At 61.4% G+C, this 12918-nt stretch carries 10 protein-coding genes; 2 read left to right on the top strand and 8 right to left on the bottom strand.

Going from position 1 to position 12918, the window contains the following annotated elements; translation table 11 throughout:
* The first annotated feature begins 163 nt into the window (after positions 1 to 163).
* Positions 164 to 2467, top strand: coding sequence for a beta-glucosidase BglX (gene bglX / locus DCL27_RS05200; RefSeq protein WP_005288193.1), 2304 nt, complete (start codon positions 164 to 166; stop codon positions 2465 to 2467).
* Between the two features lie 126 nt (positions 2468 to 2593).
* Positions 2594 to 2749, top strand: a complete 156-nt coding sequence (locus DCL27_RS05195; protein WP_005288196.1) for a hypothetical protein — start codon at positions 2594 to 2596, stop codon at positions 2747 to 2749.
* Between the two features lie 89 nt (positions 2750 to 2838).
* On the opposite strand, the gene nuoN is transcribed toward DCL27_RS05195, so the two are convergent.
* The 8 genes from nuoN to nuoG all read right to left on the bottom strand — a co-directional run bounded on the left by nuoN (position 2839) and on the right by nuoG (position 12899).
* Positions 2839 to 4296: an NADH-quinone oxidoreductase subunit NuoN gene (gene nuoN, locus DCL27_RS05190; RefSeq protein WP_005288199.1), complete on the bottom strand. Its 1458-nt coding sequence runs from the start codon at positions 4294 to 4296 to the stop codon at positions 2839 to 2841.
* 6 nt (positions 4297 to 4302) lie between these two features.
* A complete protein-coding gene (gene nuoM / locus DCL27_RS05185; RefSeq protein WP_035597214.1) occupies positions 4303 to 5826 on the bottom strand; it encodes an NADH-quinone oxidoreductase subunit M in 1524 nt (507 codons plus the stop codon).
* A gap of 80 nt (positions 5827 to 5906) precedes the next feature.
* A complete protein-coding gene (gene nuoL, locus DCL27_RS05180) occupies positions 5907 to 7751 on the bottom strand; it encodes an NADH-quinone oxidoreductase subunit L (RefSeq protein ID WP_005288205.1) in 1845 nt (614 codons plus the stop codon).
* Positions 7748 to 8050 (bottom strand): NADH-quinone oxidoreductase subunit NuoK, encoded by a 303-nt coding sequence (nuoK, locus tag DCL27_RS05175; protein ID WP_005288207.1) that lies wholly within the window; start codon positions 8048 to 8050, stop codon positions 7748 to 7750. The genes nuoL and nuoK overlap by 4 nt, the downstream gene beginning before the upstream one ends.
* Positions 8047 to 8619 (bottom strand): NADH-quinone oxidoreductase subunit J, encoded by a 573-nt coding sequence (gene nuoJ / locus DCL27_RS05170; protein ID WP_035597216.1) that lies wholly within the window; start codon positions 8617 to 8619, stop codon positions 8047 to 8049. Before nuoJ ends, nuoK begins: the two co-directional genes overlap by 4 nt.
* Before the next feature lie 10 nt (positions 8620 to 8629).
* Positions 8630 to 9172, bottom strand: coding sequence for an NADH-quinone oxidoreductase subunit NuoI (gene nuoI / locus DCL27_RS05165; protein WP_005288223.1), 543 nt, complete (start codon positions 9170 to 9172; stop codon positions 8630 to 8632).
* A gap of 20 nt (positions 9173 to 9192) precedes the next feature.
* Positions 9193 to 10167, bottom strand: a complete 975-nt coding sequence (gene nuoH / locus DCL27_RS05160; RefSeq protein ID WP_005288225.1) for an NADH-quinone oxidoreductase subunit NuoH — start codon at positions 10165 to 10167, stop codon at positions 9193 to 9195.
* Positions 10164 to 12899 (bottom strand): NADH-quinone oxidoreductase subunit NuoG, encoded by a 2736-nt coding sequence (gene nuoG, locus DCL27_RS05155; RefSeq protein WP_005288228.1) that lies wholly within the window; start codon positions 12897 to 12899, stop codon positions 10164 to 10166. Before nuoG ends, nuoH begins: the two co-directional genes overlap by 4 nt.
* Positions 12900 to 12918 lie beyond the last annotated feature (19 nt).

The following is a 12918-nucleotide window of genomic DNA, read 5'->3' as shown; positions in this document are numbered from 1 at the left end:
TTTCTTTTTCACTCCCCCTTACCACACCGCTATGCCGGGCGATCCGCCCCACATAACCGATAAATCGCCGCTACGCTATCAGCATTCACCTGTATGATATATCTCCACTTATTTATCCGATTACGCTGCGTTACGCAGCCCTGGCAAAGAGAACCTGAACACCATGAAATGGCTTCGCCCCTTCGGCCTGCTCGGCGCCCTGCTCACGGCACCTGCCCTCGCCGCGACCACGCCCTACCCTGATACCTGGCCTGACCCCGCCCTACCGCGCGACGCCTTCGTCGACCAGATGCTGCAACGCATGACCCTGGAAGAGAAGATCGGCCAATTACGCCTGATCAGCGTCGGCCCCGATAATCCCAAGGAGAAGGTCTACGCGATGATCGCCGACGGCCAGGTCGGCGCCATCTTCAATACCGTCACCCGCCGCGGCATTCGCGGTATGCAGGATCAGGCGGTAAATCACAGCCGGATGGCGATTCCGTTATTCTTCGCCTATGACGTGATCCATGGTCAGCGAACCATCTTCCCGATTAGCCTCGGCCTCGCTGCCAGTTGGGATCGCGCCCTGATCGGCACCGTCGGGCGCGTCTCCGCCTACGAGGCGAGCGAGGATGGTCTAAACATGACTTGGGCACCGATGGTCGACGTCACCCGCGACCCCCGCTGGGGACGGACCTCCGAAGGCTTCGGTGAGGACACGTACCTCACCTCGGAGATGGGACGCCTGATGGTCGAGGCGATGCAGGGGCCGCGCGCCAGCGATCGCCATGCCTTGATGACCAGCGTCAAACACTTCGCCCTGTATGGGGCGGTCGAGGGCGGGCGCGACTACAACAGCGTGGACATGAGCCCGCAGCGCATGTTCCAAGACTATCTTCCCCCCTATAAGGCGGCGCTGGATGCGGGCAGCGGCGGCGTCATGGTCTCCCTCAACGCCATCAACGGCACCCCGGCCAGCGCCAATCCCTGGCTGCTAAAGACGCTGTTACGTGAGCAATGGGGATTCCAGGGCATCACCATCAGCGACCACGGTGCCATTAAGGAGCTGATTAATCACGGCGTCGCCAGCGATCCCCAGGATGCGGTGCGCCTGGCCATCCAGTCAGGCATCGACATGAGCATGAGCGACGAATACTACAGCCGCTATCTACCTGGCCTGGTGAAAAGCGGGCGTGTCAGCCTCAGCGATGTCGACAATGCCTGCCGCCACGTGCTCAACGTCAAGTATGATATGGGGCTATTCCACGATCCCTATCGTCACCTCGGCCCCGCCGCTAGCGATCCGCTGGATAGGGATGCCGAAGACCGCCTACACCGCGCCGAGGCGCGCACGGTCGCCGCTCAGAGCCTGGTGTTGTTGAAGAACCGCCTGGAGACGCTCCCGCTGAACCGTCGCGGTACGCTCGCCGTGGTGGGGCCTCTGGCGGACAGTCAACGTGACGTCATCGGCAGCTGGTCTGCCGCCGGTAATCCCGCCCAGGCGGTGACCATTCTCAGCGGCATTCGCCGCGCCATGGCTGGCCACGGCACGGTACTGTATGCACACGGCGCCAACGTCAGCGGCGACGCGGATATCCTCCAGTTCCTCAACCAATATGGCCCCTCGGTCCGTGTCGATCCCCGTCCCGCGCAGGCCATGATCGACGAGGCGGTCGCCATCGCTCGCCGTGCCGATGTGGTGGTGGCGGTGGTCGGTGAGGCGCAAGGCATGGCCCATGAGGCCTCTAGCCGTACCCACATCGGCCTGCCACAGAGCCAGCAGGATCTGATCGCCGCCCTGAAGCAGACCGGCAAGCCGCTGGTCTTGGTGCTGATGAATGGACGTCCGCTGACCCTGGTACGCGAAGATCAACAGGCCGACGCCATCCTAGAGAGTTGGTTCCCCGGCACCGAAGGGGGGAACGCCGTCGCCGATGTCTTGTTCGGTGACGTCAACCCCTCCGCTAAGTTGCCGATCTCCTTCCCCCGCTCCGTCGGCCAGATCCCGACCTATTACAGCCGACTCAATACGGGCCGCCCCTACGATCCGCAGAAGCCAGAAAAGTACACCTCGCACTACTTCGATGAGGCCAACGGCCCGCTCTATCCCTTCGGTTATGGCCTGAGCTACACCACCTTCACTCTCTCCGAAATCACGCTCTCCGCCCCGCAGTTGGCGCGTGATGGGCAGATCGAGGCCAGCATCGAGGTCACTAACAGCGGGCGGCGAGCTGGCGCGGCGGTGTTGCAGCTCTACCTGCAGGATCCCGTCGCCAGCCTCAGCCGCCCGTTGAAATCCTTACAGGACTTCCGCAAGGTGATGCTCCAACCGGGCGAGCGGCGGCGCGTCACCTTCACCCTGACGCCACAGCAGCTGCGCTTCTGGAACGCCCAAATGCGCCAGGTCACTGAGCCGGGACGCATCAACCTGTTCATCGGCAGCGACTCGCAACGCGTGAAGCGCGCGCACTTCGATCTCTTGTGATCCGCGCCCGCTGGCATTACGCGCGTACGAGCGCATAATAAAAGGCGAACGCCGCGTCGACGATGGTCGGCGCGGCGGCCTGGTCTCGCACTTCTCAGCGCTGGCCTCTTCCTGGGAGGAAATTCGATGTCTAGCTGGCCTAGCCTACTCATCAGCGTAATCTTCAGCCTTGGCATGACGCTACTGTCCATCATGATCGGCGTAGAGAGTCCCTGGATCCGTCTGTGCGTCTTTAGCATCAGCTGTTTCACCTGCGATCTGCTCTTCTCCATCCTACGCTAGCCAGGCATCCGGCAAGGAGAGAGACAAAAATGCCGGGCCCATGGCCCGGCATTTTCATCACGGCGTGACGCCCATTGGCGCCCTCACCCTTACGGCATCGGCTGCGCCAGCTGCACCAGCGAGATCAGCGTCTGCGGGAAGATACCCGTCAGCACCACCAGCACCCCAGAGAGCAGCACCACCACCCCACCGGCCGTCAACGCCCAGTTATTCGGCGTATCCCGGATCAGGGTCTGCGGTGCGCGCAGGTACATGCTGACCGCCACGCGCAGGTAGTAGTACAGGCCGATGGCGCTACCGACCACCACCGCGCCGACCAGCCACCACAGCCCGGCGCTAACCCCGGCCATCACCACGAACAACTTACCGATGAAGCCCAGGGTCATCGGGATACCGGCCAGGGAGAGCATCGCCACCGTCATCACCGCCGACAGGATCGGCTTATGCCAAAACAGGCCGCGATAGGAGTAGAGCGACTCGGCGTCCGGCCCGCTATACGGGCTGGACATCAAGCTGACGATACCGAAGGCCGCCAGGCTAGCGAACAGATAGCCAGCCAGGTAGACCCCGACGGTCTCGACGGCGATCCCCTCGCTCTGCACTGCGATCAACGCCACCAGCAGGTAGCCCAGATGAGCAATAGAGGAGTAGCCGAGCAGACGCTTGATGTTGCTCTGGGTGATCGCCATCAGGTTACCGAACAGGATGGAGCAGAAGGCGATGACCCCTAACACCACGCGCATCGCCTCGCTGTCGGTCGCCGGCAACAGGATGAACAGACGCAACAACACCGCGAAGATGGCGATCTTGCTGGCGGTCGCCAGGAAGGTAGAGACCGGTGCCGGCGCCCCTTGATAGACGTCCGGCGTCCACAGTTGGAACGGCACCAGCGACAGCTTGAAGCCGAAACCGACCAGCATCATGCCCAGACCGGTCAACACCAACGGCTGTGTCAAACGATCCCCGCCCAGGGTATAACCCAGCCCGGCGAAGGAGAGATCGCCGGATTGCGCGTACAGCAGCGCCATACCGAACAGCAGGAAGGCCGAGGCGGCCGCGGAGAGGATGGCGTACTTGATCGCCGCCTCCAGCGAACGCTTCTGGCGATAGGCGTAGCCCACCAGGCCGAACAGCGGCAGGGAGATCAGCTCGATCCCCAGGAACAGCGCCGCCAGGTGGTTGGCGCAGGCCAACAGGATGCCACCCAGGGTGGCGATCAACACCAGCAGGTAGAACTCGTCGCGGTTATCCGGATACCCCTGCAACCACGGATAGGCGAAGGTGCAGGTCGCCAGTGCCGACATCAGCACCAGCGCGGTATAGAACATCGAGAAACCATCGACATGCATCAGCGGCGTGATGTCGCTGGGCACCGCGGCGGCCACCAGGAACAGGGAGAGCAGCGCCGCGTTGAGGCCAATCACGGCCACCGTCGCGTTGACGAAGTGGTTGCGTCGCCACGCAATGCACAGCATCACAACCACCACCGTCAATCCGACGATCAACAGCGGTAGCAATGCGATCAGATTTTGAGGAGTTATTGTCATGGCGATTTACGGCCTTGTGGTTAAAGTTGAAGCAGAAGCAAACCAATGCTGAATATTACCCATCGCCGCGCTGGAGGTATCCAGCACCGGCTGCGGGAAGATCCCCAACAGCACCAGCAGGACCACCAGCAGCAGAATCAGCGACAATTCACGCACACTCAAGCTGGCCAGCGGCTGGTCGGACTTAGGCGCACCATAGTAGGCGCGTTGCATCATCACCAGCGAATAAACGGAAGCGAACACCAGACCGAAGCTGGCGACCACCGTGGTCACCGGCACCACCTGGAAGCTGCCGAACATCATCATAAACTCACCGACGAAGTTACCGGTACCCGGCATCCCCAAGGTCGCCACGGCGAAGAACAACGACAAGGCCGGCAGATACTTCAGACGTCCCCATAGCCCCCCCATCTCACGCAGGTCACGGGTATGCAGGCGCTCATACAGCTGACCGGTGATGATGAACAGGCCGGCGGCGGAGAGGCCGTGTGCGATCATCTGCACCACCGCCCCCTGGAACGCCAGCTGGCTGCCCGAGTAGATGGCGATCATCACAAAGCCCATGTGCGACACCGAGGTGTAGGCGATCAGGCGCTTGATGTCGGTCTGTACGTAAGCCATCCAGGCGCCGTAGAAGATGCCGATCACCCCCAGCGCCATGGCGATGGGCGCGAACTCGTGCGAGGCCTGCGGGAACAACGGCAGGCTGAAACGCAGCAGACCATAGGCCGCGGTCTTCAGCAGGATACCGGCCAGGTCGACGGAACCGGCGGTCGGCGCCTGACTGTGCGCGTCCGGCAACCAGCCGTGCAACGGCACCACCGGCATCTTGACGGCGAAGGCGATGAAGAAGCCCAGCATCAAGAGGTACTGCACCGTATGGCTCATCGGCGTGTTGAGCAACACCTCATAGTCGAAGCTCAAGACCCCGGTGGCGTTGTAGTGCACCCACACCAGGCCGAAGATGGCGATCAACATCACCAAGCCGCTGGCCTGGGTATAGATGAAGAACTTGGTCGCCGCGCTGATACGCGTCTTACCGTCCGACCCCTTATGGCCCCACAAGGCGATCAGGAAGTACATCGGCACCAACATCATTTCCCAGAAGAAGAAGAACAGGAACATGTCGATGGCCAGGAAGACGCCGATCACCCCCGCCAAGATCCACAGCAGGTTCAGGTGGAAGAAGCCCTGATAGCGCTGCACCTCATTCCAGGAACAGAGGATCGCCAACACCCCTAGCAGCGCGGTCAGCACCACCATCAGCAGCGACAGACCGTCGAGCGCCAGGTGGAAAGAGATGCCCAGGCTGGGGATCCATGGCACCGAGAAGCTCGACTGCCACTGCGGGATCCCCGCCGGCTGCATCAGGCCATAGTTGCCCTGTAACCATAGGTACAGGGAGAGCGCCAACGTCAGGCCCATCGCCAGCAGCGCGATCCAGCGCGGCGCTTTCAGCCCTAGGCGTTCACCCTGCCAGGACAGCAGACCGCCGATCAGCGGGATAAGAATTAGCCAAGGTAATAACATGGCGTTTTGTTTCCCTTATTCTGAATACATTCAAACGGAGGGGACGAGGGTCGCCCCCTCACCCGCTTTAACGTGCTTCACTACACCAATAACAACAGCGCCAACACGACCACTGCCCCAACACCCATCGATGCCGCATACCAACGCAGCTGGCCGTTTTCGCTGACCACCAACACACGGTTGCCCAAACGCGCCACCCAGCCGCACAGGTTCATCAGGCGATCGAGCGGATCGCGACGCACCAGCCAGGCGACAGCCTTAAACGGCTGAATAAAGATCTGCTTGTACAACCAATCGAAGCCCCAGGCATGGAACCACCAAGTAGACAGGAAACGCCCCGGCGCACTGCTGGCGATCTGGTTGACCCACTGACGCTGCCCCAAGTAGAGACGTGCCGCCAGCAGCAACCCGGCGATGGCAACGACGGCGGAGGCGATCTCCAACGTCATCTTGCCCCCTTCGCCCTGCGGCATGCCCGGCAGTACCCCCGCCAGCGGCGGCGTGATCAACGCGCCGACGAAGGTCGACAGGATCATCAACACGATCAGCGGTAGATTGTGTGTCCACCCCTTAACCTCGTGGGCCTGGGTATGCGCCTCGCCGTGAAACACGATGAAGATCATGCGGAAGGTGTACAGCGAGGTCAGGAAAGCGCCCGCCAAGCCAGCCATCATCAGGTTAACGTGACCGGAGGCCAAGGCACCCCACAGGATCTCGTCTTTACTGTAGAAGCCGGCCGTGATCAACGGCAACGCCGCCAGGGCTCCGCCCCCGACCAGGAAGCACAGATACGTCAGCGGCAATTTACGGCGCAAGCCGCCCATCTTGAAGATGTTCTGCTCGTGATGACAGGCCAAGATCACCGAACCGGAGGCCAGGAACAGCAACGCCTTGAAGAAGGCATGGGTCATCAGATGGAAGATGGCGGCATCCCAGGCTTGCACACCCAGCGCCAGGAACATGTAACCGATCTGGCTCATGGTGGAGTAGGCCAGCACCCGCTTGATATCCGTCTGCACCAAGGCGGCGAAACCAGCCAGCACCAGCGTCACCGCACCGATGATCCCCACCAGATGCAACACCTCCGGCGCCAACACGAACAGACCATGCGTCCGCGCGATCAGGTAGACCCCAGCGGTCACCATGGTCGCGGCGTGGATCAACGCGGAGACCGGCGTCGGGCCCGCCATCGCGTCAGCCAACCAGGTCTGCAACGGTAGCTGCGCCGACTTACCGACCGCCCCACCCAGCAACATCAAGGTTGCCCAGGTGATCGCCGGGGAGCCGACCGCCAGTTGCTGCGGCGCCAACACCATCAGCTCACGGATATTCAGGGTACCCAACTGGTGATAGAGGATGAACAGGCCGATGGCCAGGAAGACATCGCCGACACGCGTGACGATAAAGGCCTTCATCGCCGCCGCCCCGTTGGCCGGATTGGTGTAGTAGAAGCCGATCAGCAGATAGCTGCACAGCCCTACCCCTTCCCAACCGAGATACATCAGCATCAGGTTATCTGCCAGCACCAATACCACCATGCTGGCGATAAACAGGTTGGTATAGGCGAAGAAGCGGGAATAGCCCTCCTCACCACGCATATACCACGAGGCGAACAGATGGATCAGGAAGCCGACGCCGGTGACGACCGACAGCATGGTCAACGACAGGCCATCCAGGCTCAAGGTCACCGGAATTGAGAAGTTACCGACCGTCATCCAGTTCCACAGGTGCTGGTTGTAAACCAAACCCGCCCCCTGATTGGCACTCATAAAGTCGATAGCGATATACAGGGTGACCAGGGCAGCCAGCCCGACGGAGCCGACCCCGATGATCGCCGTGCTATTCTCCGACAACCGACCACGCGAGAAGGCCAGGATCAGGAATCCGAGCAGCGGCAGCAGAATGGTTAAATAGAGTAGGTTCATCCGCGCATCTCACTGACAGTATCAATATTCAGGGTGTTGCGGCGACGATGCAATTGTAGCAACAGCGCCAGACCGATGGAGGCTTCCGCCGCCGCCAGACTGATCGCCAAGATATACATCACCTGACCGTCGGCCTGGCCCCAGACGCTACCGGCCACCACAAAGGCCAGCGCCGCCGCGTTGATCATGATTTCCAGACTGATCAACATAAACAGCAGGTTACGCCGGATTAACAGGCCGGTTAGCCCCAGCACAAACAGAATGGCTGCCAAGATCAGCCCATGTTGTAACGGGATCATGCGCGCTCCTCCGCTTTATTACGCGGCGTGCTTGCCGCGCCGCTCTGAGCCGAGTGCTGATTGCTCAGCACCTCGCCCTGATGATGTTCACGACCGATGTGGAAGGCGACCACCAGCCCGGCCAGCAGCAACATGGAGACCAACTCCACCGCCAGCACATAGGGGCCAAACAGGGCGATACCGACCGCTTTGGCGTCCACCACCTGGCCGCTGATCGCCCCACCCTGTAGGGTGGAGATGGCGTACAGCACCACCAGCAACAGGAGCAGCGTCAGCACGGACGGGCCGATCCACACGCCGGGACGCAACCAGGCGCGCTCCTGCTCGACCACCGAGTTCCCCAGGTTGAGCATCATCACCACGAAGACGAACAGCACCATGATGGCACCGGCATAGACGATGATCTCCAGCGCCCCGGCGAAGTAGGCGCCGAGAGAGAAGAACACCGCCGCCACCGCCAGCAGTGAGACAATAAGATAGAGCAACGCATGTACCGGGTTGGTATGGGTGATCACACGGATCGTCGCCAACACCGCCACCAGCGCCGCCACATAAAAGGCAAATTCCATGCTCGGCTCCTTAGGGCAACAGACCTTTGACGTCGATCGGTTTGGCTTCGTTTTCGGCCTCGCCCTTGGCTTTGCCATCGATCGCCATCCCGGCCATACGGTAAAAGTTGTAGTCGGGGTATTTCCCCGGCCCCGAAATCAGCAGGTCCTCTTTCTCATACACCAGGTCCTGGCGCCGGAATTCACCCATCTCAAAGTCCGGAGTCAACTGCAGCGCCGTGGTCGGACACGCCTCCTCACACATGCCACAGAAGATGCAACGTGAGAAGTTGATGCGGAAGAATTCTGGATACCAACGGCCATCCTCCGTCTCCGCCTTCTGCAACGAAATACAGCCGACCGGGCAGGCGACCGCGCACAGGTTACAGGCCACACAACGCTCGGCCCCGTCCGGATCGCGCGTCAGCACGATGCGGCCACGGTAGCGCGGCGGCAGGTAAACCGGCTCCTCCGGATACATTTTGGTTTCGCGTTTGGCGAAAGCATGCAGGCCGATCATCCACAGGCTGCGTACTTGGGTGCCGAAACCAACCACTAACTCTTTCAATGTCATGGTTACACTCACCCCTTTGACTAAGCGTGATACAAAATAACAGCCGCCGTGACCAGCAGGTTGATCAGCGTCAGCGGCAGGCAGATACGCCAACCGAACGCCATCACCTGGTCATAGCGGGGACGCGGCAGGGAGGCGCGTACCAGAATGAACATCACCATAAAGAAAGCGGTCTTGATGGCGAACCAGATAAACGGTGGCAGCCACGGGCCATGCCAGCCGCCGAAGAACAGGGTGACGATCAGCGCCGAAATGGTGACGATACCGATATATTCACCGACGAAGAACAGGCCAAACTTCATCCCGGAATATTCGATATGGTAACCATCGGCCAGCTCCTGCTCGGCCTCCGGCTGGTCGAACGGGTGACGGTGACACACCGCTACCCCGGCGATGATGAAGGTCAAGAAGCCGAAGAACTGCGGAATGATATTCCATACCTGGCTCTGCGAATCGACGATCACCTGCATGTTGAAGGAGCCGGCTTGCGCCACCACCCCCATCAACGACAGACCGAGGAATACCTCGTAACTCAGGGTCTGCGCCGAGGCACGCATCGCCCCCAGCAGCGAGTATTTGTTATTACTCGACCAGCCGGCGAACAGCACCGCATACACCGCGAGTCCCGCCATCATCAGGAAGAACAGGATGCCGATGTTCAGATCGGCCCCCATCCACCCCGGCGCTACCGGCACGATGGCGAAGGAGAGCAGCAGGGAGCAGAAGGCGATCATCGGCGCCAAGGTGAAGATCAGGCGGTCGGTGAACGGCGGAACCCAATCCTCCTTGAAGAACATCTTGATCATGTCCGCCACCAGCTGCAACGAGCCGCCCCAGCCCACGCGGCTTGGCCCGTAGCGGTTCTGGAACAGCCCCAGCAAGCGCCGCTCGCCGAAGCTCATAAAGGCCCCACAGGTGACCACCACCAGCAGGATCACCACAGCCTTCAGCACGGTGAGAAGGATCTCCACCGTATCCGGCGTTATTACGCTCATACCGCAGCCTCCCGCATTGAATCTACTTTAACGCCGTTCAACACCGGCGATACTCCCGGCATCCCCAACGGCAGGCCGACCTGACCCGGTTGCAGACGTGGGCTGATCTGCAACGGCAGACGCAACGCCTCACCGGCGCAGGTCACCTCGATCACCGTCCCCTCCTGCGCCCCCATGCGCGCGGCATCCTCCGGGCTGACACGCACACAGGCCTGTGGCATGCGACGCTGGATCACCGGGGCACGTTGGGTCAGCTCATCACTGCCGAACAGATGGTAGTACGGGGCGATCACCCAGCCATGCACCTGGTATGCCGCCGGTACCTGGGTGAAATAAGGCAAGCTTCCCGCGCCGCTGGCGATCAGGCGCACACCCGGATCGCCGAAACGCAGATGGCTGCCCACCTCGTTTTGGAACTTATTCCAGGCCTGCGGCGAGTTCCAGCCTGGCGCCCAGGCGAAGGCGAACTCTTGGCGCTCAGCCTGCGGCGCGCTATAGCCCTCCATCGAGAAGGCGAAGGCGGTGTCTTTATCTTGCGGCTGGCGCTGCTCATGCACGCTGATGTTGGCCAGCATTGAAGTGCGCCCACTGTAGCGATGCGGTTCACGCGCCAACTTCTGCCCGCGTACGCGGAAGGCGGCGTTAGGGGCCGCGTCAACCATCCCGGCGAACTGTGGGCAGGCCTGCACGCAGTCGGCGATCACGTGATCGAGCTGGCTCCAGTCCGGCGCCTGCTGGCCGGCACTCACGCGCAGGGCATGCAGCCAACGCCACCCCTCCAGCATGATGGTCGGCGACTTCTTCTTCGGATCGTCGTAGAACGCGGGATCGAACACCTGGAAGAAACGCTGCGCACGCCCCTCTTGGTTGACCAGCGTACCGTCGCTTTCGGCAAAGCTCGCCGCCGACAACACCAGATCGGCGCGATCCATGATCGCCGTACGCTGATGATCGATGACGATCAGCCCATTGGCCTTGGCCAACGCCGCATCGACGCGCGCGCGCGGCGCATGACGGTAGAGATCGTTTTCCAGCACGATCGCCGTGTCGGCATAGCCTTGCTCCAGCTGTACCAACGCGTTATCCAGCGAGGAGGCTTCCAACATCGCCAGCCCCATGCTATTCGCCTCAGCCGGTACGAAGGTGATGCCGACCTCCAGCTCACGCTGTTTCAAGGCGCGCGCCACGTTAGCCGCTGCCTCGATCATCGGGGTATATCCCGCGCCGCTACCGGTGACGATCAGCGGCTTGCGGGCGCCGGCCAGCGCCTGGGCGATGATATCGACCTGACGTTGCACCTCGTCCGACAGCCCCTCGACCGCCGGGGCGGCAGCATCCAGGGCATGGGCCACGGCAAAACCGAGTCGTGCCTGGTCGGCCACCGGTGCGCAGTAATTCAGGGCGGCAATATCATCCAAGCGGGTCTCATCCACACTGGTGATAAACAACGGATACTTGGCATGCTGGCCGATATTCTGCACCGCCGCGATCTGCCAGTCGGCGACGCGTTGGGCGGCGGCCATCGCCTGTGCCTTGCCCTTCACCGCCTGACGCAGCGCCAGCGCGATACGCGCCGCCGTCTGGGTCACATCCTCACCGAGGATCAACACCGCGTCATACTGCTCCATCTCGCGCAGAGACGGGGTATAGATCCCCCCCTCACGCAGCACCGACAACATCAGGTTGAGACGCTTCAGCTCGCCCACCTCGATGCCGCTATAGAAGTTTTCCGCACCGACCAACTCACGCAGGGCGAAGTTGCTCTCCACGCTGGCACGCGGCGACCCGATGCCAATCACCTTGTTGGCGCGGCGTAGGATGTCAGCCCCCCCTTGCAACGCCTGATCGGCGTTGAGATCGATCCAATCCTGACCGCGACGCTGTTGCGGCCGACGAGGGCGATCCTTGAGGTTAACGTAGCCGTAGCCGAAGCGACCGCGATCGCACAGGAAGTAGTGGTTCACGGTGCCATTAAAACGGTTCTCGACGCGGCGCAGCTCGCCATAACGCTCGCCGGGGCTGGTGTTACAACCGACGCTACATTGCTGGCAGATGCTCGGCGCAAACTGCATGTCCCACTTACGGTTGTAGCGCTCGGAGTGCGTCTTGTCGGTGAATACCCCGGTCGGACAGATCTCCACCAGGTTACCGGCGAACTCACTCTCCAACGTCCCACTCTGCGGACGGCCGAAGTAGACGTTATCGTGCGCGCCATACACGCCGAAATCGCTGCCGCCGGCGTAATCTTTGTAGTAACGCACGCAGCGATAACAGGCAATGCAGCGGTTCATCTCATGGGAGATGAACGGCCCCAGATCCTGGTTCTCGTGGGTCCGTTTGGTAAAACGGTAACGACGTAGGCGATGGCCGGTCATCACGGTCATGTCCTGCAGGTGGCAGTTGCCCCCCTCCTCGCACACCGGGCAGTCATGCGGGTGGTTGGTCATCAGGAACTCGACCACGCTCTCGCGGAACTGCTTGGCCTCTTCATCATCGATGGAGATATAGGTGCCATCGGCGGCCGGCGTCATACAGGACATCACCAGACGCCCGCGGGTGTCCTCGGCGTTCTGATATTGCTTGACCGCACACTGGCGGCAGGCGCCGACGCTGCCCAGCGCCGGGTGCCAGCAAAAGTAGGGAATGTCGAGCCCGAGAGAGAGACAAGCCTGTAGCAGGTTCTCCGCCCCGTCGACGTCATACTCTTTGCCGTCTACATGTATTGTTGCCATTGACATGCTTCCAAAATAA

The organism is Edwardsiella tarda ATCC 15947 = NBRC 105688, from assembly GCF_003113495.2.
Classification (GTDB): Bacteria; Pseudomonadota; Gammaproteobacteria; order Enterobacterales; family Enterobacteriaceae; genus Edwardsiella; species Edwardsiella tarda.
This window is presented reverse-complemented; position numbering and strand designations above follow the sequence as displayed.